The sequence below is a fragment of the Aeromonas sp. 604443 genome (genome assembly GCF_049170315.1).
In the GTDB taxonomy this organism is placed as follows: Bacteria; Pseudomonadota; Gammaproteobacteria; order Enterobacterales; family Aeromonadaceae; genus Aeromonas; species Aeromonas veronii_A.
Genome location: NZ_JAAKMI010000021.1, coordinates 19,214 through 45,024 on the forward strand (window position 1 = coordinate 19,214; position 25,811 = coordinate 45,024).

Sequence of the window (25,811 nt, forward strand, 5' to 3'; positions counted from 1 at the left end):
CGATGTTTGGTGATGAGGTCTGGTAGTCGTTTAGCGGATCTTGATGCCAATCTGGCCCGCGTCACACCACTCGAACATCACCTCCTCGCTCTTGCCGCAGCAACTGCCACCACAGACCCGACTCTCGCGCTTGATGACCCGCCCCTTGCGCATCCAGACGCCGAGCATGGCCTCCACCGCATCTTCCGAGGTGTGGAAGTGGCGAGCCAGATCACGCCGGCTCACCTTCTGCTGCGCGGCGAGGTAATCCCCCAGCTCGCGCAGGATCATAAGGTCACCACCTTGCGGGCGACGATGTCACCGTGACGGCGACCGGCCCACCAGAGCAGTACCAGAGAGAGGCCATAGCTGACGATCCAGAACAGGCTCTGTTCCGGATGAGCGGCGAAGGTGGCCACCTGATAGAAGAGGGTCGCGCACATAAAGGCCATATAGTTGCACCAGGCCGCGGTAAAGAGGGCCCACTGGCGACCGGTTTCCCGCACCAGGGCACCCATGGCGGCGGCGCAAGGCATGTAGAGCAGCACGAACAAGAGGTAGGCAAAGGCACCGGCCGCCCCGTCGAAGTGGGTCTGCATGTTGCCGTAGGTGGAGACATCGACCTCCTGCGCCTCGGCGGCAGCTTTCTGGTCGTCGAGGTTGCCAACATCAAGCCCCATAGGGTCGCTCGGGTTGATCTCCGCCAGATTGGCTGCCACGGCATCGATCGCCTCGTGGAAGCTGGCCACCAGCGAGAACTCGCTCGCCTCCTCTTCATCTGCGCCACCACCGGCGTAGAGGCTGTTGAGGGTCCCGACCACCGCCTCTTTGGCGAAGATACCGGTGACGATACCGACCGTGGCCTGCCAGTTGTCATCGCGTACACCTATGGGGTGCAGCACCGGGGTCACCGCTTGGCTTATCTTGCTCAGGACCGAGCTCTCCTGCTCCTGATGGCCAAAGCTGCCATCGGTACCCAGGGAGTTAAGCACGCTCAGCACGGCAACCACCAGCACGATGGTTTTACCGGCGCCAAAGACGAAGGATTTGAGCTTCTGCCAGGTCTTGATGGCAACGTTGACAGGACGCGGCCACTCGTAATCCGGCATCTCCATCAGCATGGAGTCGCTCTTGCCCGGCAGCAGGGTATTGCGCAGCAGCAGGCCAGTGAGCACCGCCACCAGAATACCGATGAGGTAGAGACCGAACACCAGGTTCTGGCCTGACTCGGGGAAGAAAGCCACCGCAAACAGGGCGTAAACCGGCAGACGGGCACCGCACGACATGAAGGGGGCCATGGCGGAGGTCATCAGCCGCTCCCGCTCGGAGTTGAGGGTACGGGTCGCCATCACCGAGGGGACGGTACAGCCAAAGCCCATCAGCATCGGCACGAACGCCTTGCCCGGCAGGCCGAGGCGGCGCATCAGGGCATCCACCACGAAGGCGGCGCGGGCCAGATAGCCGGAGCTCTCCAGTACCGCGAGGAACAGATAGAGGCAACCAATCACCGGAATAAAGGTGGCCACGGTCTGCAAACCAACCCCGAAGCCGTCAGCCAGAATGGCGCCCAACCATTCGGGGGCATTGATCAGCCCCAGCAGGTGGTGCACCCCATCGACAAACAGGGCGCCGCCCATGATGTCGAAGAAGTCGATAAAGGCGCTGCCCACCTTGATGGCGAACATGAACATCAGGTACATGACAAACAGGAAGAAGGGGATGCCAATCCAGCGATTGAGCAGCACCCGATCCAGCCACTCACTCTGGGCCTCGGTGAGCTTGCCCTTCTGCTGGCGAGCCTGTTGTACCCACTGGTGGATATGGCCGTAGCGAATATCCGCCAGTTGCAGGTCGATATCCTGCCCTTGATGAGCGCGAGCTACCACATTGGCGGCGGCCGCCTGCTGACCGGGCAGCAGAGTCTCCTGCATCACCGCATCCTCTTCCAGCAGGCGCAGGGCGCGGCCACGGGTAGTGAGGTGATGCGGGGCGAGCAGGGTCTCCAGCTCCGCCAGATCGGTTTCAAACTCTTGGCCGTAATCGAGTTGCAAGGCTGCTTGCGGCTGACCGATAAACTGCCGGATCTGCTGCTTGAAGGCGGCAACCTGCTTGCTGTTGTGGGCAGAGAGGGCCACTACAGGGCAACCGAGGGATTTGCCGAGTTTGCTATCGTCGATGACGATGCGGCGCTTTTGCAGGATATCCAGCTTGTTGAGCACCACCACCATGGGCAGGCCCAGTTCGCGCAGTTGCAGCGTGAGGTAGAGGGAGCGCTCCAGATTGGCGGCGTCGATGACGTTGAGCAGCAGGTCGGGTTGTTGGCCCTGGGCAAAGCGGCTGGCGATCTGCTCGTCCAGACTGCCATCCTGACCCGCCAGGCTATAGATGCCGGGCAGATCCATCAGCTTGAAGTGATGCTCACCCGCGCTGAACTCACCCATCTTCTTGTCGACGGTGACGCCACTCCAGTTGCCTACCTGCTGGCGGGCGCCGGTCAGGGCGTTGAACAGGGAGGTCTTGCCGCTATTGGGGTTACCTACCGTTACCAGGGAATAATTCATACCAGCTCTACCTCTATTTTCTTCTGAACCCGCCGCGTGCGAGTGGCAAGCTGCTTTGCAGGTTCGACTTCTTGTCTCTGAACCGCTCCCGGTGACTTTCTTGACCGAAGCGGTAGCCGAACAGGGGGTTATACCGGCTCGACTTCTATTTGCTGGGCCAGACTCTTTTGCATGGAGAGACAGATCCCCTGGCACTGGATCTGGAGCGGGTCCCCCAGGGGGGCGGAGCGCAGATAGATGACTTCAGTCTGGGGCAACAGGCCCATCACCATCAGTTTGCGGCGCAGCGGCCGGGCGAGCTGATTCATATTCTTGATGCGAGCACTCTGTCCCGGTGACAACTGCGTGAGTACCATGACTGACTCCTGAAGTTAAACAATAATAATTCTCTTTTACTTGGGGCATTATAAGCTGTGTCTTCAACTTTTATTTGAGTAAAATCAAACTCCGCTTAGCTAACCCATAAAGTAATGCCATGAATCACGACAACAACAGCCGCCTCGTTTACAGCACAGATGGCGGCATGATCAAGGAGCAGAGCGCTCCCCAATCCGCCTCCCCCTTCCCCACTGACGGCACCGTGCGCATTCGCCGCGAGACCAAAGGGCGCAAGGGCGCCGGGGTGATCACCATTCATGGCGTACCCGCCGATCAGCAAAAATCCCTGGCCACCCTGCTCAAGAAAAAGTGCGGCACCGGAGGCGGTATCAAGGAGGGAGTGATCGAGATCCAGGGGGATAAACGGGACCTGATCAAAACCGAGCTGGAGAAAGCCGGTTTCAGCGTCAAGCTGGTGGGTGGCTGATCCCCTTGTCACTCATGCGGTTTTTCCCTAGAATGCCCGCTCCCATCGAGGGGGAGTAGTCTCGCACGCCGGTGCCATCCATTGCATGAATACCGGTTTGCGACCCTGATCAACATACTTGGTGCCAAATCACCATGGTCAGGGTGATCCATGCCAGCCATGGATTTGACAAGACCTTTGACGGGCCAGTGCCAATACCGGGGACGGATGGCGCAGGCTTGTCTTTGGTTTATAACAATTCCGTCCCCCGGTCATTTTTATGGAAGCCTTGTTAACCTCAACCCTCAGCGTCGCTATTGCCGAGATCGGCGATAAAACCCAGCTGTTGGCGTTGCTGCTCATCTGCCGTTTTCGCAAGCCCTGGCCCATCATCGCCGGCATGCTGGCGGCTACCTTGCTCAACCATGCGGGCGCCGCCTGGATTGGTGAGTTCATCAGCCGCTGGCTCGATCCCAAGATAATGACCTGGCTGGTCGCCATCGCCTTTATCGCCATGGCTATCTGGATTTTGGTGCCGGACAAGATGGATGACGAGGAGAGCTCGCTGGATAAATACGGCCCCTTTATGGCCACCTTCGTGCTCTTCTTCATCGCCGAGATTGGCGACAAGACCCAGATCGCCACCGTGCTGCTGGCCGCCAAATATGATTCGCTGGTACAGGTCATTACCGGCACCACCCTCGGCATGATGCTGGCCAACGTGCCGGTGGTGCTGATCGGCAAGCTGGGGGCAGACAAGCTGCCGCTCAAGGGGATCCGCATCGCCTGCGCCATCCTCTTCGTCGGCCTCGGGGTGAGCACCCTGATCTTTGCCTGATCGCCTTTTCCGCTGACCAAGCCCTCCACCTCGGAGGGCTTTTTTGTTTGCCTAGTGCGTAACCCGCTGTCGCAACCACCTGCCCTACAGCCAAGGGGCAGTGCACGGTTGCGGGGACCTCATGCCATAATGGGGCAAACCTCGTGGAGTCCCCCCATGCACAACGTATCAAGAGAGACGCTTCTCGAATGGGTCAAACAGGGACGGCTGGCGCCAGAGAAGCTGGCGGACGCCCTGACCCTCGCCGATCTTCCCCCCCATCCGGCGCGCTGGCAGTGGCTGTTTGACCGGCTGCTGCTCTGGCTCGGCGCCCTCTGCATCGGGGCTGGCCTCATCTTCTTCGTTGCCTTCAACTGGCAGGAGTTGGGCCGGGTCTCCCGCCTCGCCCTGCTGGAGGCGCCGCTGCTCGCCATGCTGCTTCTGCTGTGGCGCAAACCCCTTGGGGATACCCCCCGTCAGGCGCTGCTGCTCGCCATCGCCCTCAATATCGGTGCCCTGCTGGCGCTGGTGGGTCAGACCTACCAGACCGGCGCCGATCCCTGGCAACTGTTCGCCACCTGGGCGCTGATGCTGGTGCCGCTGGCGGCGTTTGGCCAAAGTCCCCTGCTCTGGACCTTAAGCTGGCTGCTCGGCCAGCTGGCGCTGGTGCTCTACTGGCGGCTCGGTTTGTTCACGTTCTTCTTTACCTTCGATGAAGAGGGATTGGGCTGGTGCCTTACCCTTCTCAACGCTGTCCTCTGGGCTCTGCTTCTGCTGGCGCCAAACCGCTGGCGCCTGATGCCAAGCTGGCTGGCGGGCCTTGCTGCCGGTCTGGGGGCCACCCTGCTCACCCTGCTGGCGCTGTTTGATGTCGCCTCCCCGCTGGTGTGGCCGCTCTGGCTTGGCTGGCTCGCTGCGGCCTATGCCCTGTGGCACCACAGATTTATCGCCGGACTCGCCATGGGGTGCCTCAGCCTGATTGCCGTCATCCTCGCGGCGCTGGGCAAGTGGATGGAGCCCGACATCAACGGCTTCTTGCTGCTGAGCCTGATTGCCATCGGCCTTTCTGTCACCGCCGCCCGCTGGCTGCAACAACAACGGAGGTCTCATGAGTGATCTGACCCTTTGGCAAGCACTGCAACAGGCCAATCTGGTGGAAGGGGATCAGCCCAGTGATACCCAGCCCCACTGGTCGAGCCGCTTTATGCTGGGGCTGGTGGGGTGGATTGCCGCCCTGTTCCTGCTCTTTTTCCTGTTTCTCACCTTCGAACAGCTGACCCGCGAGGCCAACAGCGCCCTGCTGCTCGGGGCCGTGCTGCTGGCGGGGGCCTACGCCCTCAATCGCAGCCAAAGCGGCGATCTCTGGGATCAGTTCGTGCTGGCCCTCACCCTGGCGGCCGATGCCTGGCTGCTCTATGGCCTGCTCGATCAGCTTGATCTCCATCATGCCCTGCTCTGGTTTGGGTTGTGCCTGCTGTCCCTTGCCATCGCCGTGCTGTTCGATCACTGGCTGGTGCGGCTGTTTCACAGCGTGGCGGCGGCCCTGCTGCTCACCCTTGGCCTCGCTTGCATCGGGCTGCAACTGCTGGCGCTGCCGCTGGTGATGGCGGCCATCACCTTCTGCTGGCTGCGGGCAGATAGGGATCCCGCCCGTCACCAACTCTACCACTCCATCACGCTGGGGCTCGCCCTCTCCCTGCTGGTGCTGGGCCGCCTGCACCACCCGCTGTGGGATGGCGGCAGCAGCGTGCTGGACGAACTGGGGCTGTCCCGCCTGCCGCTCTGGCTCAATCCCCTGATCTGCGCCGCCCTGCTGCTGGCGGTGATGGTGAAGCTCAAGCTCCCCCTGCTGTTTGGCCTGCCGCTGGTGCTGATCAGCGCCATCATCCCCGGCATGGGGGCAGGCGCACTGGTGCTGATCCTCGGGTTTTATGCCGGCAGTCTGGGGCTGATGACCCTCTCGGCCCTGCTGCTGCTCGGCTATGGCTCGCTCTATTACTACGACCTGGGGCTCACCCTGATGACCAAATCCTGGCTGTTGCTGGGCTCCGGCATCCTGCTGCTGGGTGCCCGCCAGCTGCTCACCACCTTTGCGGCAAGGAGCGACTCATGAAACCCGTCACCCGACAACTCGCCCTGTTGCTGAGCGGCCTCGCCATCCTGGCAGGCATCAATGCCACCGTCTGGCGCTATGAGCACGCCATGAGCAGCGGCGAAGTGGTGCTGCTGCGGCTCGCTCCGGTCGATCCCCGCTCTCTGATGCAGGGGGATTACATGCGGCTCAACTATGAAATTGCCCGCGAGCTGACCAGCCGCGACGCCCGTGCGACTCAAGACAAGGGCAGCGACACCCTAGTGATCCGCCTCGATGCCCATCAGGTAGCCACTCTGGTGGTCGATGGCAAACCGGATCGGCTCGCCAGCGATGAGCGGCTATTGCAGGTACACCAGAGCGAGCGGCAGTGGCAGATCGGCCCCGATGCCTACTTCTTTGAAGAGGGCACGGGGGAGCAGTACGAAACGGCCCGCTACGGCGAGTTCCGGCTGCAAGCCGATGGCAAGACCCTGCTGGTGGGGCTGCGGGATGAGGCCTACCAGCCCATCGGGCAGACCCGCGCCCGCTGGTAACGGCCGTGAGTGGCTATTTACTCTGTTCATGGTCACACTCAAGGGAAGGTTGATCGCTAAGGATGTTCCCAATGAGGATATGGCTGATCTGTCATCTGTTGCTGCTCTGCTGGGCCTCGACGGCCCGGGCTGATCTGGGCAAGCTCGAGTACCTCACCGAAGAGTACCCCCCCTACAACTACAGCGATCCGCAAGGCCAGCCCACCGGGCTTGCGGTCGATCTGCTGCAGATGATCTGGCAACACAGCGGCGTGACGCCCCAGCCGGTGCGCATCCTGCCCTGGGCGCGAGGTTATTACTTGCTAACCCAGAAGCCCAACGTGGTGCTCTTCTCCACCGCCCGCACCCAGGCGCGGGAGGATCTCTTCAAGTGGGTCTGCCCCATCGGCTACTCGGAATACATACTGCTGGGCCGCAAAGCGCGGAACATCACCCTGACCGCCTTCGATCAGATGAGCCAATACAAGATCAGCGCGGTGCGCTCGGATGCAGCCGAACAGCTGCTGCTCAACAACGGCATGGATGATAACAACATCATCCCGGCCAACCGCCTGTCGCAGGGGTTGAAGATGCTGCTCTCCGGCCGCGCCGACCTGCTCGCCACCAGCAAGCTGGCGGGATATGACGCCATCCGCGAACTGAAGCTGAGCAGCGACGACTTCAACGTCGCCATGGTGTTGAGCGCCGAGCAGCTCTGCTACGCCTTTAGCCGTCAGGTGCCCGACAGCGAGATCACTCTCTTTCAGCAGGGCCTGACCCGCGCCCTCGCCTCGGAGGAGTTTCGCAAATTGCAGGCCAAATACCTGCCGGTGCGCTGACTCTCGGCTGCGGCTGGGATGGTCCCTCAGTCGCACTATGGTTGCCCTCAAGGAGCTGGCTATTGCGAACTCGAGCCGTCACACTGTTTGGCAGTGTCGATATAGTGAAGGATCTCTTCCATGCAGAAATGGCATCTCTCCCACATCCTACTCCTTCTGTGGGCCAGCTTTGCCCGTGCAGATCTGGACAAGCTCGAATACTGCACCGAAATCTCCCCGCCTTTTAACTTCAGTGACGCAGAGGGTCAGCCCACCGGCCTTGCCGTCGAACTGCTGCAGATGATCTGGCAATATAGTGACCTTTCCCCCCAACCAATACGCATTCTGCCGTGGGCCCGCGGCTACAAAGAACTAAGCAGCAAGCACAATGTGGTGCTGTTTGCCACCGCACGGACACCCGAACGGGAAGCGCTTTTCAAGTGGGCCTGCCCCATCGACAACTCGGACTTTGTGCTGCTTGGCCGCGCAGCTGACAAGCTGACCCTTGTCTCTGCCGAACAAATGAAACAATACAAGATTGCGGTGGTGCGCTCGACCGTATCGAGTCAGCTGTTGCAGGAGCGGGGTCTGGATGAAAGCAACCTTGTCGAGGCAAACCGTCTCAGCCAGGCGGCCAAAATGCTCGCCTCGGGCCGTACCCATCTCTTTGCTACCAACAAGCTGGTCGGCTATCAAACCCTCAAGGACCTCAACATGGATCTGAATGACTTCAATGTGGCCTTTGTGCTCGACAGCAAGCCACTCTGCTATGCCTTTAGCCGTCAGGTGCCAGACAGGGATATAAGCCGCTTTCAACAAGCTCTGGATCGTGCCCGGGCCTCCCCTCAATTTTCGCAACTGCAAGCCAAATACCTGCCACTGCGCCAGTCTCTCTGACCCTCGCAACACAGCACAACATGCCGGCGGCCTCCTGCACTTTTTGCCAAACTGCAAACCCGCCTTGGCGAAATCATCCGGCTTGGTCACAATTGAGCATAGGTATTCCCTTGAGCAGGATAGAGAAATGAAACCATGGATCGGGTTGGCCACACTGCTTGTTACCTCCTTTGCCAACGCCAGCCCCGAGCTGGCAAAGCTTCACTACATTACCGAAGAGTACAAACCCTACAACTACGCCGATGCCAGTGGCGCCCCCACCGGCCTCGCGGTCGAACTGCTGCAACTGGTATGGAAAAAGACCAATACCCCGGCGCAGCCCATCACCATCATGCCTTGGGCGCGCGGTTACTACCTGCTCACCCAAAAGCCCAATGCGGTACTCTTCTCCACCGCCCGCACCCAGGCGCGGGATCCTCTGTTCAAATGGGCCTGTCCCATCGGTTACGCCGAAATCGTGCTGGTAGGGTTGGCCGAGCGCAATATCACCATCACCAAGCTCGATGATGCCAAAGCATTCAATATCGGGGCGGTACGGGCTGATGTGGGAGAACAGTTGCTACTCAACAACGGCTTTGACGAGACCAAGCTGATGGCAGCCAATCGGCTGGCACAAGCGCTGAAGATGCTCACCTCAGGTCGGATCGATCTGGTCTCCACCAACAAAACCACCATGGAACAGCTGATCGTGGAGCAAAAACTCGACCCCGCCCGCTTCAAGGAGCAGTGGGTACTTAGCTCGGAGCAGTTCTGCTTCGCCTTCAGCCATCCGGTAAGCGACGAACTGGTCAAAGAGTTCCAGACCGGCTTGACCCAGGTGCTGGCGAGTAGTGAATACCCGCTGCTGCACAGCAAATACTTCCCTGCCCCCGCCGCCAAATAGCGGCGCAGCGAAAAGCGCCAACAACAAGGGGCCCGCTGCGGGCCCCTTCGCTTTTTACCATTTGCTCTCACCTGGCCACGTACCAGCACAGCAGCAGCCACCTTGTGAAGGGCGATAAGCTGTTCGATATCGAGCCCCACGACGGCGCCATTCACACCCGCCACTTGTCGCCCACCATCACCCGATCGGCCCGTTCGGCGCCACACAAGATCAGCGGCCTAACGTCGCAGTGCCGCCATGCAACCCAGCTGCTGGGAAGATCTGAAATATAGAAAATCAATTAGATAGCAACATGCCTCGCGGCATCCAGGCATCAATTGCTATCCGCATTCGGGTGTCTGTGCTGGGCATGAAAAAGGGGAGCCAGGCTCCCCTTGTGGCACTTGCGGCGTTAGAACTTGTAGAGCCAGGAGATAGCGGTGAAGTAACCGTTATAGTTCTGGTTAACATGACCCATGCTGTACTCCTCACCGGTGTAGAGGTAGTCCACATCGTGGTAGAACTCGTAGCGCATATCCCAGCGCAGTGACTGCTTCTCGTCGAGCTGATAGAGGGCATAGCCTTCCAGACGGTGTTGCTTGCTGGTCAGGTCGGGGTAGTCATAACCCTTGCTGGCATCTGTCTGGCCACGGCCATAGGAGAAGCTGTAATCCACCCCCAGTTCCAGCGCCAAATCAAACGCCTTCTTCTGGCTTAGACCCACTCCCAGAGTAGTGATTTGGTCACGAACCCGGGTCGAATAGGGATCCCAGTCCGGGGCACCGGTGTAAGCATGGTTCTGGCTTGAGGTGATCCACTGTACATTGCTGAATAGATGGCCACTGAGATTCTCATCAAACTGCTGGTTAAGGGTCAGATCGATACCATAGTCCTCCCCTTCACTGAGTCCGATGTCAGGCTCCGGATAGTTTGCCCGTGCCCACCACCCTTCCAGCGAGGAGCTTAACTGCTCGCTGAAGGCATACTGCAGATCGCCACGCAGCTCGAACCTGTCACGATTGGCCAGATAGAACTGACGCAAGGTCGGGCTGACATTGGTATTGTTATTCTTCCACTCAGAGCCATCCCGGGTGCTCCAGGAGAGTTTCCCCCCCAGTTGCAGATCACCCACCGGGCGATAGCGACTCTTGAGGAACAATGTCTGCTCATCCGTCTTGCGACGATCCGCGTACTCCCGTTCATCGGCACGATACTGGTAACCCCCGGTTACCTTGACCGATCGACTAAGGCGGTAATCCGCTTCCAGATTGGCTTTACTGTGAGAACGATCCCCCGGCTGCCGTTGTTTGCCAATAACAACCTGCTTGTCCGAGTTGTCCTGCCGATCCCGGTATTCGCCCCCGGCACGCAGAGTCAAATCCCGGCCAAAACGCCCCACCCATTTGGCATTGGTCTGGATGGTATCGATCTCGCCATGGAAATCGCTCTGGGTGATCGGCACCTGCCGGAAGGCGGCTAGATTGCCATCCGATGTTGCTCGACTGCTGAGAATGCGACCGCTCAGACTCTGCCGGTTCCAGTTGTACTGGCCGGATAAACTGACCTGATGGAAGCTGTTGTCGGGTTCGTAAGCCCGCTCATTGGCATAGGGGTCGCTGGCCGAACCGAAATAGAATGCGGTCTCCTCGTTGCGATAGAGTGAGCCGTTGTAGGCCAGATCAACCAGCCAGCCTTCACCCAGGTAGCTGATGCCACTCTTGACCAGGGTGGTACTGCTGCCATCGACCAGCTTGGGTACAAAGCCCGGCATGCTGCCTATCCCCGGGATGCTGGACTGATAAGTGGCCAGCGTTGCCTCTTTTTTCTCATAAGAGAAATCGGCATAAGGGCGCCATGGGCTCTTGGGGGTATAGGCAAGCCCCATGGTCAGCTTCTTGCGGACCACCTCCTTGTCAAATTCGGCCAGCGCACCAGCCGCCATAGGCGCATCGTCAGAGCGATAGACACTCTTGCCATGGCTGTTCCAGTAAAAGGGGGTTTCGGAGTAGCCAATTTTGGCGCGCGCGCCATCATAGAACCCTTGCTCCAGTGACATGCTGAAACGGCGCATTCCAAGATTCCTGGCCTCGAGTGCGCCATAACGGGATCCCTCTCCCCGATACTGCAGGTCAGCGTTAAAGATCCCCAGCATGCCGGTATCGTTGACGGCGGGCACCCAGTTGCGAAAACGGGTCGCGCCATCATCGTTGATGTAGCCTGTGCCCAGCCCCACCTCACCAAACCAGCCACTCTCGCTTTCACAGGATGCACAGCGCCAGCGTGCGGTTTTGGCCTCCTTGGCCGATTGCAGAGAGTAATCCTCGACAGCCAGCGACTCCTCGGCGGCATGGGCCGAGAAGATGGTCAGCAAGGAGAGCCAAAGTGTTGATTGTTTCATGACATCTCTCCTCAACGTCGCAGGGACTGCCCATTCGGATGGTTGGTCCCGTGGATCTGGTTATGACAATTCAGGCAACTGCCGCCACGTACCTTGAGATCCCCCTCTGGGATGGACACGTTGGCATGGGGGGCGCTGTGACACTCCTGACACAGCTGGGGAACGCGCTTGTTGAGCAGCGCCTGATTGATGGAGCCGTGGGGGCTGTGACACAGGGAGCAATCCTCGGTCACCGGCTCGTGCTCCCACAGGAAGGGGCCCCGCTTCTCGGCATGGCACTCGTAGCAGCTCTCGTTGACGGTCGGCTGTTTCAGACTGGCCTCATTTTGTGACTGGTGCGGGTTGTGGCAACTGGAGCAGGGCATTTCGCCATTCAGGATGGGATGACTGGTGCGCTTGTGCAGATCCGATTTCTCTGCGGCATGGCAGCTGGTACAGGTCTCGACCTGTTTCTTGCTGTCCATCACCGGATCCTTGGCCTGGTGCAATGTGTGGCAGCTGGTACAGGAGAGATCCTCCACCGCATGAACACTGGCATGCCAGCCCATCCGGTTGGTATCGGTGTGACAGGAGAGACAGACGCTGTTCTGCTTCTCGACCGGCACAGGTGAATCGGGACCAAAGGTGATCATCGGCTCCCATTTCTCTCCTTTGCGAGGATTGCGCGTGTGGTTACCTGCCGGACCATGACAAGCTTCACACTGCCGGTCGGCCATGGGGCCATTCTGGTTGCCCAGATTGCCGTGCACACTGTGGAATATGCCGGTCGCGGGTTTGCGTGAATCTGAATCGTGGCACTTGAGGCAGGTATCTGCTCCCTTCGGGGAGTATTTCCCCTGATCAAATTTCTTGTCCAGAGCCAATTCCACCTGGAGGCGCGGATCTGCATCGCCAGCGGGTTGCGCGGCATCGCTCCCGGCCCAGGCTGACAGGCAGCTCAGGGCCAGTATGCCAGCCAATAACCACTGCGAGATGGTCTTTTTCATCTTGTTTCCTTCAACGGCGAAGGGCCTGGGGTTACCCCCTGACCGCAGGATTTCATCAACGGAAGTCGTAGACCTTGTGAACCTTGTCGACCCCCTGCTCCTGCCCGACGGCATGGCAAGAGGCACACTGTTCAACACCGGTTGCGGCTTCGATCGTCTCTGCACCAAAGACGGCGCCGTTATTCTTCATGTGGGTAGCCCACTCATCCCCTGCCACCGGGCTATCCGGCTTGACCAACCCCAGCGGTGATTTGAGGTGACAGCTGGAGCAGACCACCAGCACCGGGCTGAAGTATTTGGGCTGTTTGTTGTCAGCCGTGGTAGCGACCAGAGAGGGGCGCGCGTTCTGCTGGTTGGGCAGGTTGTATTGCCCCTGGGTATGACAGGACTCGCAGTTGCCGATATCGCCCGGGAAGGTAGCACTTCCCCCATGTTTGGCGCCCAGCGCGTGGAAGGAGTGGACGTGATATTTCAGGTCCCCCGGCACCCCCGCATAGAACGAGGTACGGGTCGCGTTGTGGCAACTGGTGCACTGGCTCATATCCTTGGCCGCATGATTGCTCATGTGGACTGCCAGATCCTTGTGACAACTGTTGCAGGAAGCGAGATCCGCACCGGCCTTGAGCAGATAGCTGCTGTCGATGCCCCCTTCGGCACGGAAGTAGGCGTTGACCGGATTGATGGCGATCAGGGAGAGTGCGCTGGCAGTGCCGCTGCAAGGCAGCAGATCCCCTGCGGCAAACGCCCCGTTGCGATCGGCTTTACGCGCCACACAGACTCTCAGATCGGCGATGGTCGCGGCCAGGGTGCCGTTGACCTCGTTGCCTGTCTCTTTGCTGCACAGGAAGCGACCTGTGCCCTGGCTGACACACTTGCTGAACTCGATCTTGTTGCCAGTGGCGAAAGTCTGCGGGTTGGTGGTGGCCAGCTCGAATCCCTGGCCCTGATCCCAATTGACCAGAATGGCCGGATTGCCATCTTTGACATATTTCAGCACGTCATTAACGCTCTCGGCCGGCGTACCGTCGACGGTGACGGTCAGTTCGATCTCGATATTGGGAGCGGCATAGCGAACGTCATCGAACGTGAACTGCAGCTTGTCGCGTCCAATCGCCTCGTTGGCCATGTAACCCAGGTGGACCATGTAGGGGGACTTGCTGCTGGCCGGATCAGCGCCATGGCACTGGGTGCAGACTGCGCCACTGTTTATCTTGCCAGTGATGTGAGCATCAAAACCTGTGGAGCTGGTTGAATCGGCATGACAGGCACCACACGCTTTTTCCTGGGCATGTTGCCAGTTACCGGCATTGAGGGTGGCTGGCGTGGCGTCCTTGTGACAGGTATCGCAGTTGCGCGAGTCTTGCGGGAAGTGGCTGACCGTCTTGGTATCCGTACTATCCAGATTGCCATGGTACTTGTGCACTATGGTCGTCAGAGAGCGGCGGGTAGCAATGGCCGGATTGCTCTCGTTGTGACAGGTGACACAGAGTTTGGGGTCAGCGCGATCCGCGTGTTTGATCGCTTGCTTCATGTGACAACTGTTACAACTGCTCTGATCCACGATATCCCGGGTCAAAGCGGCGCGCGTCCCAGCCGGCACCCAGTCCAGCACATAGTTGGTGACGGGGACATTGTTACTGCCACCAAAAAAGATACCCACACGATGAGTCGCAGTTTCATCCCAACTAATCACGCCATTGTTGCTCTGTGAATCAGCAGGATAGGGATCCGACACGGTGGTGGGGTTAATAGCAAAGGTGTAGCGATATTGCCCATTGCCCAGTGACTCCAGCTTGCCGCTGTTTTCACTGGTGGCTTTGCCGGAACGGTAGATAAAACTCTTCCAGATGGCCGGGTCTTCACGTGTGGCATCGCGGCCGGGGATCACCTTGTTGAGGGTGAATGAGGGGATCGTAGCGCCTAGGTCGTAACCCGAGCCCTGTTTGTCCGTCACGTTGAACTGTACCGAGAGCTGACCATCCGGGGTGAGAACCGGTGTCGACGCCGAGATAATCAGAGATCCAGGGGTTCCTGGAGGAGGGGTGGGTGGCTCACTCTTGTCACTGCCATCCCCCCCGCCACCACAGGCCGAGAGGGTGAGCACCATTGCTGCTGCCACCAGCGCTTTCCAGTATTTCATCTTGTTTATCCTTTTTTATCGGATTTTTTATTTCATGTATGAGCTGTCTCAGAAAAGTCCCAAAAACATGCAACATTGAAGCCTTTTGAGCCCCACCTTGGTCAAAAACCATTTCCACCCGAATTATAAGGTTTATGTGGCTCTCGACGTTGACAGAAGTCTCAAAAGCGGGACTAAGCCCACTTTTTCGAATAAAAAAACGGTATAAGCTGTCTTTTTCGATTTTTATGTCAAGAGGAGTGCAAAATGAAGCGAAGCATGAAATGGGAAGTGGTGGGGTTATCTCTGTTGATTGGTTCAATTGGGCCAGCCTTTGCCGGGGTCGACGAGATGGCCAAAACATGTAACGCATGTCACGGTAATCAGGGGATCAGCTCACATACAGATATTCCGACAATCGCCGGAATAGCAGAATCTAATCTTGCGGAGCAGATGCGAAGCTACCTAGATGGCCGCCCTGCTAAGACCGTTAATCATGTCACCGGTGACACCAGCAAACAGGGAAACATGACCGACATTGTTAAGGGTCTTAGCGACGATCAGATCGACGAATTGGCAGCTTACTATGCCGAACTGCCCTACCAGCCGATGAAGCAGCCGTTCGATGCCGCACTGGCCAAAGCAGGACAAAAACTGCATGAAGAGTCTGGTTGCAAGAAGTGTCACTCCGAAGGTGGCTCCGTTGCCGACGATGAAGCCTCCATCCTCTCCGGTCAGCCAAAAGGTTACATACTGATGGCCCTGCAAGAGTTCAAGGCCGGCAAGCGCAGCAATGACGAGAAGATGAATAACGCCATCATTGCCATGAGTGATGCCGATCTCCAGGCGTTGGCCGAGTACTACGCCAGCCAGCAATAACCAAAGCGGTCAGGTTTATCCATTGATCAAGCCCCCACTCTGTCGTGGGTGGGGGACTCTTGCCCGTTTCTGGCATTTTGGGAGGTATTTGTCGCTCTTTTTCTTGTCAGGGGGTGGATAACGCCGCTGAACCTCTTTGATCCGGAGTCCAGTATGAAAAAAATAATGCAGTGGGCCTTGCTTGCCACGATCTGTCTGGGTGCAAGCGAGTTTGCCCTCGCAGCGACCGCCGTCGAACCAGCGTCTGCAGCCGTCAGCACTGTGGCCGATAGCAGTGCCGCCGATGCACTGGCCGCACGCCAGGCCAAAGCCGCGAAGAAAGCCGCAGCCGAGAAAACAGCGGCCGCCCGTTTCGCCAAGTGTGACAAGTGCCACGATGGAAACGAGGGGATGCATGGCAAGCATGCCAGCGTCACCAACCCCAATACCAATGAAGCGGTGACCTGTACCAACTGTCACGGCAACCCGTCAGCCCAGCACCGCAAACAGCGTGGCGGCATTGTCGACGTGATGCGCTTTGGCGACGATGCCTTCCCGCTCAGCCAGCAAAACGGCGTCTGCATGAGCTGCCATGAGCCCGATGATCTGCGCAAGGCGCTGTGGGCTCACGACGTGCATGCGACTCGCGTGACCTGCACCAGCTGCCATCAGTTGCACCCGGCCAAAGAGCCCATGGTCGGCATCCCCGAGAAGGCCCGCATCAAGCTGTGCGTCGACTGCCACAGCAAGCAGCATGAGGCCAGGCAGCAAGCCGCGGCCAAGGAGGGCGCATGAGCACGACCCGTCGCGAGTTTATGGTGGGGATGAGTGCCAGCGCCTTGATCCTGATGACGGGGTCGCCCCGCGCCCTGGCCAACAGCATGACCATCGGGGGGGTGCGCTACGGCATGATCCACGATGAGACAGCCTGCATCGGTTGTACCGCCTGCATGGATGCCTGCCGGGAAGTCAATCAGGTGCCACAAGGGGTAGCCCGCCTGCAGATCCTGCGCTCCGGCCCTGTGGGTGAATATCCGGATCAGGAGTACCGGTTTTTCCGCAAGTCCTGCCAGCACTGTGATAACGCCCCCTGTGTGCATGTCTGCCCGACGGGTGCATCCCATATCCGGGCCGAGGATGGCATCGTCGACATTAACCCCGATCTCTGTGTCGGCTGCCGCTACTGTCTGGCGGCCTGCCCTTATCAGGTACGCTTTATCAACCCGGTCACCCGCATTGCCGACAAGTGCGACTTTTGCCGCAAAACCAATCTGGCCAACGGCAAGCAACCCGCCTGTGTCGAAGCCTGCCCTACCAAGGCGCTGGTGTTCGGCAATCTGGATGATCCTCACAGCCCGATCGCCAGACGGCTGGTGCATGAAACCACCTATCGCTACAAACAGTTCCTCGGCACCTCGCCCAAGATGTATCGGGTACCAAAAGGGGAGATAAAATCATGAGTCCACATAACCCGCATCATGGCGGTATCCCTCTGCAGATGGTGAGTAGCGAAACGGGAGGTGTGTACCATGTGGCATAACGCATTTCACTTCGACTCACTGGTCTGGGATGGTCCCATCGCCATCTACCTCTTTCTGCTGGGGATCTCCGCCGGTTCAGTCACCCTCTCGGTGCTGTTGCGCCAGCGCGGGGCCGGCAGCGAGAACGGCATCATCAGGGCGACCGCCATTCTGGCCCCGCTCAGCGTGATACTGGGGCTGCTGATCCTCATCTTCCACCTGGCTCGTCCCTGGACCTTCTGGAAGCTGATGTTCCACTATCAGTTCGATTCCGTGATGTCGATGGGGGTCATGCTGTTTCAGGTCTATATGACGGTGTTGTTTGCCTGGCTGGCGGTGGTCTTCAGAGCCGAGCTCGAGGGGTTGCGGCGACACCTGCTGGCGGACAGGTTCGCCTTCATCGATACCCTGATAGGCAAGGTGGCACAGCTTGAGCGACTGCTTACTCCCCTGTTGTTGTTGCTGGCCGTACTGCTGGGGGCCTATACCGGCTTCCTGCTCTCGGCGCTCAAGACCTACCCCATGCTCAACAACCCGATCCTGCCGGCGCTGTTTCTGGTATCCGGTATCAGCTCGGGGGTAGCCTCCACCATCTTGCTGGCGGTGACTCTGTTCAAGGAGAGCAGCCATAGCAAGGGGGTGAGCTTTGTGCACCGCTTCGAGCGTCCCATGGTGGCTATCGAGATCTTCTTGCTGGTCTGCTTCTTCACCGGCCTCTACTTCGGTGGCGGCCAGCGGGAGGCAGCGATGTGGGCGGCCATAGGCGGCGGCTTCTGGTCGCAGGTCTTCTGGTTTGGCGTGATTGGCATAGGCATCCTGCTTCCCCAACTGTTGGGGCTGTTCAGCTCGCCAGCTCGCCAGCACCAGCACTCCCACCTGGTGCTGGTCTGCAGCCTGAGCCTGGTGGGGATCTTGCTGCTGCGCTACTTCATCCTCTATGCCGGTCAGATGACGGTGCTGTAACATTGCTGCGTGGATGGGCCAGAGATGTGTTTAGTCCTTATACAGGCTTACACATTTTCGGCTCGTTCTTCTCCACGCAGACTCCCCAACCTTCTCGGCATCCACCATGGGGCCAAAGGCCGGATAAACAACAAGCGCCCAGCCGGGCGCTTGTTGTGGTTATCGTGATGACCGGATTCAGGGTGTTGGGCAGGCGCTTGGCGAGCCACTGTTGCGGGGCCAGAGGGTGGATCCGTCGCTTTCAGAGAGCGGCAGGAATGTGACGCCTTCGCTCATGTTGGCTGGGGGCAGGTCATCCTCCAGCACATACATCCCCATCGGCAGGCTGCCATAACGCTGGTTGGCCTGCACCTGAGCGACCGCGAGGCTTGAGTAACGCAGGCCGAGCAGATCGAAATGATTGCGCCAGTCCCAACCGGTGAGCCGACTGAGTGCAACCAGCATAAAGTCATTGCCCGGTATGTCGCGCACCCGTTTGCCGCCATAGACCGCATGCCCCGAGTAGGGGAACAGGCTAAAGCCGAGCCTATCCTTGCTGGCATTCCACTGCACTTCACTGTCGGCTGCCGCGCCGAAGATCCGTGAATGCTGATAGAGCAGGGTGAAGAGAGTGAAGCCATCGTTCAGCCGGGTGCCATCAGTCAGGATCATACCGTGGGCGCGCAATGCCATCTGGATATAAAACGCCATGCGATAGCCGTTGTGGACGGCGTAGGCATTGCTCTTCCAGGGGGCTTCGTAGCGACTCTCGCCGGTATCGAGCACCTTGCAGTTGGCCCCGAGCACGAGGCGGTTGCCACTCCTGTCCCTTACCTGCGCCGCATCAGACATGAACACATAGAAGAGATCCTTGTGATTCATGTGCCCATCCTTGATGGGCGCCGTGTTGCCATCCCTCAGATAATGGGCGCGCCACTTCACCACATAAGGGAAGATGTTGTTGGAGTTTTCCCCCGCCCGGCTCCCGTAGCCACTCCAGTTGTCGGCATCGCCTGCCGCAGCGTACTGCACGTTCAACCGGTTGGTCTGCAGGTTGTGGCCCAGCTCGTGATTGTCGAGCCAGCCGGTCGGGCTGATGCTGCCGGAAGAGTCCCACGGGTTGCCGCTGCAACCGCTGCCGCAATGGGCATTCTGGTCATAGTTGGCATGCTGGATGATGGTGCGGGTATGGAGCGATTCATCGAGACACCCCTCCCCCAACAGTGCCACGCAGGCGTTTTTAACATCCGCAGGCAGCGACTCATCGAGCCCCTTGCTCTGAATTTTCAGGCCCGCCAGGGTGTAGACACCATTGATGTGATCCCGGGCGATGCTGTCGAGCAGGGCATTGGTGTCGGGGATGACGCCACCAACCGCCTTGGTGAAGCGATCCCGGCGCAGATGCTGTTCGGCGCCATCGGCCCGCAGATCGATATGGGGCAGCTCGGTTTGTTCCAGCCGCTCGTTGAACTCTCGTATCTGCTGCTCATCACTGAAATCCATGATGGCCGGATGACGGGTGACGCCCGTGGCGCTCACCTGGACGGCCAGCGATGCAGCCGCCCCTTCCAGATAGAGGTAGATAGGGCCGCCATAGGGCGAGGTGAAGGTGACACTGCCCCCCTTGGCCAAGATCAGCCGCCCGGTGGCCAGCTCCAGCGGGGCTCGATAGATCTTCTGCTCATAGGCGCGATTGGTATTGGGCCTGTGGTAGTTGAGTCGGACGGTAGCGGACACATCGGCGTTATCGGTGCGTCTCAGGGTGATGGTTTGTCCCGGCAGGGCATACCAGCCGGTGGTGGTCCACTGCCCGCTGTAGGGAACCGCAATGCGCCGACTGTCGGTGAGCGTTGCGGGATAGGCGTAGTGAGCCGCTTGTCCCTTCACCACCTTGTTGCGATCGGTGACGTACTCCCCCAGATCGGGCTGGGCCGGGGTACGGGTGCGGGCATAGCTCACCAGCCAGTCGGCAAACATCGCCTGCTGCCAGGATTGATGCTCATCCCAGGCAATCGGGTAGTCGATGGCGGCACGGTATTTGTCGGCCAGCAGCAGGGTGGCGGGCAACAGTGTCACGCCGTCACGGGCAAAGGGACTGATCCCGGCCTTGTCGAGGGTGATGGCCCCATTTCTCAGCCAGTCGGCACCCAGCTTGAACTGCTGGTTGAAGCTCTCCGAGCCACCGCAATTGATAAAGTTGCCGCCGCAGCTATCGAGCCACTGGGTAGTGAAGTTGCGATCCAGAAGGTTGCCAAGCAGGGTATCGACCGCCATCAGCTGGGCGTCGGGTGCCATGATGGTGTTCACTGCCAGATCGCTGGCTCTGAGTTTTGACCAGTAGTTGCCCCAGGTAACCAGCCCCATATCGAGATAGAGGGGGCTTAGCAGCGGGCTGGCATCGCGCCGATAGTTGGAGAGCAGCAGCGGGATCCCGGCCGCTTTGGCCTTGGCAATCCCCTGTGCGATCCCCTGATACCCCAGCCCCTGGCGGTCGATATCGCTGATCACGATAAGCTCCGGCGCCATGGTGTCGATACAGTTGCTCAGCGCCTGATAATCGCAGGCATTGGCCGGGTTGATGCTGTGCTTGTCGGGATAGATCGCCTTGAGCCAGTCCCGCACGCCTTCGTTGTGGGGAAAATAGACGCTATCGGCGCGGCTTGGCATCTGGGTGGTAATGATGCGCAGGCCATCGCTATCCTTGCCCCGGGTCAGCCAGCCAATCAGCCCCTTGAGCAGCGCCTCGCTCTGCGCTGTGCGGTCAACGGAAAACAGGTTCGCCCCCATGGCAGCCTGACGGTAATCGGCTTGCTCTGAGACCATCACCAGCCCCCGGATCTCGCTCTCCCCCTTGCCATTGATGTTGGAGGGGAGCAGGGTCACCGTGCTCTCAGGCTGGAAGCTGGAAAAGGTGATGGAGTCGTGGCTCGGGTTCCAGCTGATCTGTGCCATCCCCTGATAGAGGCTGCGAACCAGCTCGGTGCGGTGCGTCTCACTGTCAGCAATCGCCGCGCGGGCATGGGCGATCAGGGATTGCTCGCTGGCAAGGGTATGATCTTCCCGGGTAATGGCATTGGCGGCATCGCTGATAAAGCTGGCCGAGATTTGGCAATCACCACGCATGGGGCCTGTGGTGTAGGTGTTACCCGTCAGGGTGCCTTCACACCCTGTGATGTTTGCCAACACGAAGCCACTCTCGGGCTGCACGGTGAAACGCCCCTGTTCACCCGCATTCAGGCGCAGGTAGTCGGGACTGACCGCGCCTCCCAGAGAAGCTTGGGTGGTGGCGTTGAAATAGACGGCGGCACTCTCCTGCGTGAAGCTGGCCGAGATCTGGCAATCGCTGCGCATGGGGCCAGTGGTATAGGTGAGGCCGTCCAGGGTGCCATCACATCCGCTTATCTCGGTCAGGAGGTAACCGCTGTCAGCCTGTACCGAGAAGCGCCCCTGTTCTCCCGCCGCCAACCGCAGGCTGGTGGGGTTCAACTGTCCGCCCGCGCTGCTCTGGCTGGATGCCTCGAAATAGTTGGGGGTGACAGGGGGGCGGATAGGGGTCTCTTCCTGTTCGCCATCACCGCCGCCACAGCCTGTGATCAACAGCGCCAGTAAGGGAGTGAGAACCGTCTTTTTCATTGTCTGATACGTTCCTTGTGTTACGACGGGTAGGGGAGTCGGTAGTCTAATGAGCTGCCTTGCTTATTTCAACGCTGATTGAATGGTCATTTTGCTTTATTTTCAGTATCTTGGATGTTTTTTTGGCCGGATTTTGCCGTATTTGGTGTTGCTGGCGCAGCAGAACCGATAGGGATGGGGCGAGCACCCCATCAGCACAGGCCATACCAGCCTGAGCTCACCGTAATGAGTCGCTTCACCGGGTTAACAGAGGATGCTGGGCCGCAGGTTTTGCCTGTAACCCTCGCAGGGGGGATGTCAGACGGATGGCTGAGCGGCGGGGCCGATCGTTGCCAGCGCCCGCATTTCCAGCCGCTGCTCGCCGGGGCGGCAGACCAGCACCGAGCCTTGCTCGAACCAGTCTCCCAGCACGATGCGGCGGGCGGGCTGGCCATCGAGGATGAAGTCGTGGATGGCGGGTCTGTGGGTGTGGCCGTGGATCATCATCCGGCAGTCATGGGCGCGCAGCATCTCGTCCACCGCCGCGGGCGTCACATCCATGATGATCTGGCTCTTGTGGGCATTCTCCATCTGGCTTTGGCCGCGCATCTTGCAGGCGATGGCCTGACGGCGGGCGAGCGGCAGTCGCAAAAAGAGCCAGCGCAGCCACTTGAGCTGGGTGATGCGGCGAAACTTCTGATACCCCTCATCCAGGGTACAGAGCAGATCGCCGTGGCTCAGCACCACCCGCTCCCCATAAAGGTCGATCACGCAAGGGTCACCCAGCAATGTCATCCCCGCGCGCTTGGCGAACTGCTGCCCCAGCAGAAAGTCGCGGTTGCCGTGGATAAAGTAGATGGGCACGTTCTGCTGGCTCAGGGCCAAAAAGGCATCGGCCATCTGTTGATGGAGCGGATTGGGGTCATCGTCGCCAATCCAGAATTCGAAGAGATCCCCCAGCACATAGAGGGCATCGGCGCCGGGGGCGTCGTGCTCGAGAAAGCGCACCAGTGCCGCGGTCATATCGGGCCGCTGGGCAGAGAGGTGAATGTCACTGATAAAAAGGGTGCTCATGATGTGGAGGTCGGGCTCTCGGTCGAAACAGGGCAAACAGGGGTGGCAGAGATAGTAGACACAACAGGGGACGAATAGTGCGCTGCGGGCGCCATCGCGCCAGTTAAGGTATGGATATCGTCACGGGATGGCGGCTGCCATGACAGCTCGGCCAGATTGCGCCCCTCCAGCGTCAGCAGTGCAGCATAAGGATCGCCCGCTAGACCCAGCAACCGGCACATGGCCGCTTCCCCTTTCAATCCCTCTTCAAGGCGCAGACGCAATACCTCCTGATAGAAAGCATCGCCAAAGCGTTGCAGCAAAGCCGCCATCAGGGTGAGGTGGCGCCAGCCATTCAGCTTCTCGATGGGGGCGGGGGTGACATAGAGCTCCAGCGGCCAGCTGGCTTCGCTTTGATCGCAATCGGCACTGTGTTGGTCAAGGCAGGAAAAGGTGCGCTCCAGCAGCCAGATATTGTCGCTCTTGTGGCTCGCCTGCCAACCTTGCTCTGCAAAAGTAGCGGCAAACTCGGCGGGATCTGGATGCTGGCAGAGAATATCGAGATCGCTGCCCGGCCGATCCAGCCCGATGGCGAGCGTGCTCACCAGCGCCATATCGCTGCACTGCGTGGCCAGCTCATCCCACACACCGGCGGTGAGCAGGGCATGGGCCGAGCGCTGGCGCGGGTTGCCGTGGGCCAGATAGTCGAGGCGGCGCCAGTTTGGGCTGGCAGTGGAAGAGGCAGATGGAAAAACTGCGGCCGGGGCCGCAGTTTTGTCAGTGCCGAGTCGGCAGAGATCAGTCAGCAAGGGTCACCTTGGTGATCACCACGTCTTCTACCGGCACGTCCTGATGGATGCGGCCGTAGTTACCGGTCTTGACGCCCTTGATCTTGTTGACCACGTCCATACCGGCAGTCACTTCACCGAATACGCAGTAGCCGAAGCCCTGAGTGGTGGCGGATTTGAAGTCGAGGAAGTCGTTGTTGTTCACGTTGATGAAGAACTGGGCGCTGGCAGAGTGCGGCTCCATGGTGCGGGCCATGGCGATGGTGCCGATCTTGTTGGAGAGACCGTTGGCCGCTTCGTTCTTGATGGGAGCGCGAGTGTCTTTCTCTTCAAAGCCCGGGGCATAGCCGCCGCCCTGGATCATGAAGCCGTCGATGACGCGGTGGAAAATGGTGTTGTCGTAGTGACCGTCACGGCAGTATTGCAGGAAGTTGGCCACGGTTTCCGGGGCTTTTTCAGCGTTCAGGGTGAGGGTGATGTCGCCGTGATTGGTGTGCAGAGTGACCATGATATGTCCTTTCATTTGATGCGGACGACGAAGTGCCCGCAGGTGTATGGCATAAAGTGGTGGCAATTCTAGCCCATCAGGGGCTGGCGGCATAGTCTCTCTGGCGCCGTAACCGTGCTGGCAGGCGGGATTGGCCACGTTTTCTGCCTCGTTTTCTGCCCCTGAACGGGGTATTATGACCAACCATTTTACTCACAGGCAGTGGTTAGAAGATGCTGAAGATATACAACACACTCACTCGTCAAAAAGAAGAATTCAAACCTATCCACCCGGGCAAGGTGGGCATGTATGTGTGTGGTGTCACCATCTACGATCACTGTCATATCGGCCACGGCCGCACCTTCGTCGCCTTTGATGTGGTCGCTCGCTACCTGCGTTACGCCGGTTATGACCTCACCTACGTGCGCAACATCACCGACGTGGATGACAAGATCATCAAGCGTGCCGCTGAAACCCGCGTCACCTGCGACGAGCTGACCGAGCGCCTGATTGGCGACATGCACGCCGACTTCGACGCCCTCGGCATGGTGCGCCCGGATATCGAACCGCGTGCCACCCAGCACATCGAAGAGATCATCGAGCTGGTGCAATCCCTGCTGGATAAAGAGCACGCCTATGTGGCCGATAACGGCGACGTGATGTTTATCGTCGAATCCTACGCCGACTACGGCAAGCTCTCCGGTCAGGATCTGGAGCAACTGCAAGCCGGTGCCCGCGTTGACGTGGTCGATGCCAAGCGCAACCCGCTCGACTTCGTGCTGTGGAAGATGTCCAAACCGGGCGAGCCGACCTGGGAAAGCCCCTGGGGTCCGGGCCGTCCTGGCTGGCACATCGAGTGCTCCGCCATGAACTCCAAGCACCTTGGCAACCACTTCGACATCCACGGCGGCGGCTCCGATCTGCAGTTCCCGCACCACGAGAACGAGATCGCCCAGTCCTGCTGCGCCCACGGTGGCGACTACGTCAACACCTGGATGCACAGCGGCATGGTGATGGTGGATAAAGAGAAGATGTCCAAATCCCTTGGCAACTTCTTCACCATCCGCGATGTGCTGGCCCACTACGACGCCGAAACCGTCCGTTACTTCCTGATGTCTGGCCACTACCGCAGCCAGCTCAATTACTCGGAAGATAACCTGAAGCAAGCCCGCGCCGCGCTGGAGCGCATGTACACCGCTCTGCGCGATCTGCCGGTAGCCGCTGCTGCCGGTGGTGACGAGCAGGTGGCTCGCTTCGTTGATGCGATGGACGACGACTTCAACACCCCGGAAGCCTACTCCGCCCTGTTCGATCTGGTGCGCGAGATCAACCGCCAGAAGGGCGAGGACATGGCCGTTGCCGCCGCGCTGGGCGCCCGTCTGCGCGAGCTGGGCGCCGTGCTCGGCATCCTGCAGCAAGACCCTGAGGCTTTCCTCAAGGGTGACGAAGCGGACGAAGAGGTTGCCGAGATCGAGCGCCTGATCGCCGAGCGCAATCAGGCCCGTGCCGACAAGAACTGGGCTGCGGCGGATGCCGCCCGCAACCGTCTCACCGAGATGGGCATAGTGCTGGAAGACAGCGCCGGCAAGACCAGCTGGCGCCGTGCCTAAGGGCCGCCGGTTGACGACCTGACGCAGAGCGCAGCCCTTGGGCTGCGCTCTTTTTTTCAGGGCCCTGCGCTTTGTTCAAGGCTCGGCCCATGCAAGCGAACATAAGGAAGATG

The 25,811-nt window shown here is 59.5% G+C and carries 23 protein-coding genes; 13 read left to right on the top strand and 10 right to left on the bottom strand.

The genetic code is table 11. The features are described 5' to 3' along the window. Positions 1–30 precede the first annotated feature (30 nt). The 3 genes from G5380_RS19720 to G5380_RS19730 form a co-directional block, all read right to left on the bottom strand. Positions 31–270, bottom strand: coding sequence for a FeoC-like transcriptional regulator (locus G5380_RS19720; protein WP_005350974.1), 240 nt, complete (start codon positions 268–270; stop codon positions 31–33). Then, the gene (feoB, locus tag G5380_RS19725) at positions 267–2,540 is read right to left on the bottom strand and encodes a Fe(2+) transporter permease subunit FeoB (protein ID WP_421208749.1); all 2,274 of its coding nucleotides are present in this window, start codon (positions 2,538–2,540) and stop codon (positions 267–269) included. Before feoB ends, G5380_RS19720 begins: the two co-directional genes overlap by 4 nt. A 128-nt stretch (positions 2,541–2,668) precedes the next feature. After that, positions 2,669–2,896, bottom strand: a complete 228-nt coding sequence (locus tag G5380_RS19730) for a FeoA family protein (protein ID WP_005337384.1) — start codon at positions 2,894–2,896, stop codon at positions 2,669–2,671. Positions 2,897–3,015: 119 nt separating this feature from the next. On the opposite strand from G5380_RS19730, the gene G5380_RS19735 reads away from it, so the two are divergent. The 8 genes from G5380_RS19735 to G5380_RS19770 all read left to right on the top strand — a co-directional run bounded on the left by G5380_RS19735 (position 3,016) and on the right by G5380_RS19770 (position 9,346). Continuing rightward, the gene (locus G5380_RS19735) at positions 3,016–3,345 is read left to right on the top strand and encodes a translation initiation factor (RefSeq protein ID WP_139428489.1); all 330 of its coding nucleotides are present in this window, start codon (positions 3,016–3,018) and stop codon (positions 3,343–3,345) included. A 259-nt stretch (positions 3,346–3,604) separates the two neighbouring features. After that, positions 3,605–4,162, top strand: coding sequence for a TMEM165/GDT1 family protein (locus G5380_RS19740; RefSeq protein ID WP_005337386.1), 558 nt, complete (start codon positions 3,605–3,607; stop codon positions 4,160–4,162). A 156-nt stretch (positions 4,163–4,318) separates the two neighbouring features. Further along, positions 4,319–5,257: a DUF2157 domain-containing protein gene (locus G5380_RS19745; RefSeq protein ID WP_421171943.1), complete on the top strand. Its 939-nt coding sequence runs from the start codon at positions 4,319–4,321 to the stop codon at positions 5,255–5,257. Further along, positions 5,250–6,254, top strand: a complete 1,005-nt coding sequence (locus G5380_RS19750; RefSeq protein WP_421208748.1) for a DUF4401 domain-containing protein — start codon at positions 5,250–5,252, stop codon at positions 6,252–6,254. Before G5380_RS19745 ends, G5380_RS19750 begins: the two co-directional genes overlap by 8 nt. Further along, complete coding sequence (locus tag G5380_RS19755) at positions 6,251–6,769, top strand: GDYXXLXY domain-containing protein (protein WP_227342433.1); 519 nt, start codon at positions 6,251–6,253, stop codon at positions 6,767–6,769. Before G5380_RS19750 ends, G5380_RS19755 begins: the two co-directional genes overlap by 4 nt. 71 nt (positions 6,770–6,840) lie before the next feature. After that, positions 6,841–7,587 (top strand): substrate-binding periplasmic protein, encoded by a 747-nt coding sequence (locus G5380_RS19760; protein ID WP_216953323.1) that lies wholly within the window; start codon positions 6,841–6,843, stop codon positions 7,585–7,587. 120 nt (positions 7,588–7,707) lie between these two features. Then, a complete protein-coding gene (locus tag G5380_RS19765; RefSeq protein WP_421353049.1) occupies positions 7,708–8,463 on the top strand; it encodes a substrate-binding periplasmic protein in 756 nt (251 codons plus the stop codon). Positions 8,464–8,590: 127 nt separating this feature from the next. Then, on the top strand, positions 8,591–9,346 hold the full coding sequence (locus G5380_RS19770) for a substrate-binding periplasmic protein (protein WP_216953321.1): 756 nt from the start codon (positions 8,591–8,593) through the stop codon (positions 9,344–9,346). A gap of 391 nt (positions 9,347–9,737) precedes the next feature. Here G5380_RS19770 and G5380_RS19775 read toward each other — a convergent pair whose 3' ends face one another. From G5380_RS19775 to G5380_RS19785, 3 genes are read right to left on the bottom strand one after another with little or no spacing between them, the layout of a single operon-like run. Continuing rightward, positions 9,738–11,723, bottom strand: coding sequence for an MtrB/PioB family decaheme-associated outer membrane protein (locus G5380_RS19775; RefSeq protein ID WP_421353050.1), 1,986 nt, complete (start codon positions 11,721–11,723; stop codon positions 9,738–9,740). 11 nt (positions 11,724–11,734) lie between these two features. Then, complete coding sequence (locus G5380_RS19780; protein ID WP_421353051.1) at positions 11,735–12,709, bottom strand: DmsE family decaheme c-type cytochrome; 975 nt, start codon at positions 12,707–12,709, stop codon at positions 11,735–11,737. Positions 12,710–12,764: 55 nt separating this feature from the next. Continuing rightward, the gene (locus G5380_RS19785; protein WP_421353052.1) at positions 12,765–14,849 is read right to left on the bottom strand and encodes an OmcA/MtrC family decaheme c-type cytochrome; all 2,085 of its coding nucleotides are present in this window, start codon (positions 14,847–14,849) and stop codon (positions 12,765–12,767) included. 246 nt (positions 14,850–15,095) lie between these two features. Between G5380_RS19785 and pdsA the strand changes: the two genes are divergently transcribed. From pdsA to nrfD, 4 genes are all read left to right on the top strand, one after another. Continuing rightward, positions 15,096–15,707 carry a periplasmic diheme shuttle PdsA gene (gene pdsA / locus G5380_RS19790; RefSeq protein ID WP_216953317.1) on the top strand — a complete coding sequence of 204 codons (612 nt, stop codon included), beginning with the start codon at positions 15,096–15,098 and terminating at the stop codon, positions 15,705–15,707. A 153-nt stretch (positions 15,708–15,860) separates the two neighbouring features. After that, positions 15,861–16,481, top strand: a complete 621-nt coding sequence (gene nrfB, locus G5380_RS19795; RefSeq protein ID WP_421171939.1) for a cytochrome c nitrite reductase pentaheme subunit — start codon at positions 15,861–15,863, stop codon at positions 16,479–16,481. Continuing rightward, entirely contained in the window at positions 16,478–17,146 is a 669-nt protein-coding gene (gene netC / locus G5380_RS19800; protein WP_323912211.1) for an Nrf-like electron transfer protein NetC, read from the top strand. The genes nrfB and netC overlap by 4 nt, the downstream gene beginning before the upstream one ends. Before the next feature lie 69 nt (positions 17,147–17,215). Further along, positions 17,216–18,169: a cytochrome c nitrite reductase subunit NrfD gene (nrfD, locus tag G5380_RS19805; protein WP_421353053.1), complete on the top strand. Its 954-nt coding sequence runs from the start codon at positions 17,216–17,218 to the stop codon at positions 18,167–18,169. Between the two features lie 177 nt (positions 18,170–18,346). On the opposite strand, the gene G5380_RS19810 is transcribed toward nrfD, so the two are convergent. From G5380_RS19810 to G5380_RS19825, 4 genes are all read right to left on the bottom strand, one after another. Beyond that, positions 18,347–21,781: an ImpA family metalloprotease gene (locus G5380_RS19810; RefSeq protein ID WP_421353054.1), complete on the bottom strand. Its 3,435-nt coding sequence runs from the start codon at positions 21,779–21,781 to the stop codon at positions 18,347–18,349. 297 nt (positions 21,782–22,078) lie between these two features. Then, positions 22,079–22,834: a UDP-2,3-diacylglucosamine diphosphatase gene (lpxH, locus tag G5380_RS19815; protein ID WP_421353055.1), complete on the bottom strand. Its 756-nt coding sequence runs from the start codon at positions 22,832–22,834 to the stop codon at positions 22,079–22,081. Then, on the bottom strand, positions 22,831–23,622 hold the full coding sequence (locus G5380_RS19820; protein ID WP_421353056.1) for a DUF4269 domain-containing protein: 792 nt from the start codon (positions 23,620–23,622) through the stop codon (positions 22,831–22,833). Before G5380_RS19820 ends, lpxH begins: the two co-directional genes overlap by 4 nt. After that, positions 23,612–24,109: a peptidylprolyl isomerase gene (locus G5380_RS19825; RefSeq protein WP_005337417.1), complete on the bottom strand. Its 498-nt coding sequence runs from the start codon at positions 24,107–24,109 to the stop codon at positions 23,612–23,614. Before G5380_RS19825 ends, G5380_RS19820 begins: the two co-directional genes overlap by 11 nt. 212 nt (positions 24,110–24,321) lie before the next feature. On the opposite strand from G5380_RS19825, the gene cysS reads away from it, so the two are divergent. After that, on the top strand, positions 24,322–25,698 hold the full coding sequence (gene cysS, locus G5380_RS19830; protein WP_216953310.1) for a cysteine--tRNA ligase: 1,377 nt from the start codon (positions 24,322–24,324) through the stop codon (positions 25,696–25,698). The last annotated feature ends 113 nt before the right edge of the window (positions 25,699–25,811 follow it).

What these genes read in the sequence shown, in the direction of transcription:
- cysS (WP_216953310.1), top strand. Translation starts at nt 24,322, where the DNA reads ATGCTGAAGATATACAACACACTCACTCGTCAAAAAGAAGAATTCAAA.
- nrfB (WP_421171939.1), top strand. Translation starts at nt 15,861, where the DNA reads ATGAAAAAAATAATGCAGTGGGCCTTGCTTGCCACGATCTGTCTGGGT.
- feoB (WP_421208749.1), bottom strand. Translation starts at nt 2,540, where the DNA reads ATGAATTATTCCCTGGTAACGGTAGGTAACCCCAATAGCGGCAAGACC.
- nrfD (WP_421353053.1), top strand. Translation starts at nt 17,216, where the DNA reads ATGTGGCATAACGCATTTCACTTCGACTCACTGGTCTGGGATGGTCCC.
- G5380_RS19810 (WP_421353054.1), bottom strand. Translation starts at nt 21,781, where the DNA reads ATGAAAAAGACGGTTCTCACTCCCTTACTGGCGCTGTTGATCACAGGC.
- G5380_RS19770 (WP_216953321.1), top strand. Translation starts at nt 8,591, where the DNA reads ATGAAACCATGGATCGGGTTGGCCACACTGCTTGTTACCTCCTTTGCC.
- lpxH (WP_421353055.1), bottom strand. Translation starts at nt 22,834, where the DNA reads ATGAGCACCCTTTTTATCAGTGACATTCACCTCTCTGCCCAGCGGCCC.
- G5380_RS19765 (WP_421353049.1), top strand. Translation starts at nt 7,708, where the DNA reads ATGCAGAAATGGCATCTCTCCCACATCCTACTCCTTCTGTGGGCCAGC.
- G5380_RS19750 (WP_421208748.1), top strand. Translation starts at nt 5,250, where the DNA reads ATGAGTGATCTGACCCTTTGGCAAGCACTGCAACAGGCCAATCTGGTG.
- G5380_RS19720 (WP_005350974.1), bottom strand. Translation starts at nt 270, where the DNA reads ATGATCCTGCGCGAGCTGGGGGATTACCTCGCCGCGCAGCAGAAGGTG.
- G5380_RS19740 (WP_005337386.1), top strand. Translation starts at nt 3,605, where the DNA reads ATGGAAGCCTTGTTAACCTCAACCCTCAGCGTCGCTATTGCCGAGATC.
- G5380_RS19785 (WP_421353052.1), bottom strand. Translation starts at nt 14,849, where the DNA reads ATGAAATACTGGAAAGCGCTGGTGGCAGCAGCAATGGTGCTCACCCTC.
- G5380_RS19745 (WP_421171943.1), top strand. Translation starts at nt 4,319, where the DNA reads ATGCACAACGTATCAAGAGAGACGCTTCTCGAATGGGTCAAACAGGGA.
- G5380_RS19775 (WP_421353050.1), bottom strand. Translation starts at nt 11,723, where the DNA reads ATGAAACAATCAACACTTTGGCTCTCCTTGCTGACCATCTTCTCGGCC.
- G5380_RS19825 (WP_005337417.1), bottom strand. Translation starts at nt 24,109, where the DNA reads ATGGTCACTCTGCACACCAATCACGGCGACATCACCCTCACCCTGAAC.
- G5380_RS19780 (WP_421353051.1), bottom strand. Translation starts at nt 12,709, where the DNA reads ATGAAAAAGACCATCTCGCAGTGGTTATTGGCTGGCATACTGGCCCTG.
- pdsA (WP_216953317.1), top strand. Translation starts at nt 15,096, where the DNA reads ATGAAGCGAAGCATGAAATGGGAAGTGGTGGGGTTATCTCTGTTGATT.
- G5380_RS19760 (WP_216953323.1), top strand. Translation starts at nt 6,841, where the DNA reads ATGAGGATATGGCTGATCTGTCATCTGTTGCTGCTCTGCTGGGCCTCG.
- netC (WP_323912211.1), top strand. Translation starts at nt 16,478, where the DNA reads ATGAGCACGACCCGTCGCGAGTTTATGGTGGGGATGAGTGCCAGCGCC.
- G5380_RS19755 (WP_227342433.1), top strand. Translation starts at nt 6,251, where the DNA reads ATGAAACCCGTCACCCGACAACTCGCCCTGTTGCTGAGCGGCCTCGCC.
- G5380_RS19730 (WP_005337384.1), bottom strand. Translation starts at nt 2,896, where the DNA reads ATGGTACTCACGCAGTTGTCACCGGGACAGAGTGCTCGCATCAAGAAT.
- G5380_RS19735 (WP_139428489.1), top strand. Translation starts at nt 3,016, where the DNA reads ATGAATCACGACAACAACAGCCGCCTCGTTTACAGCACAGATGGCGGC.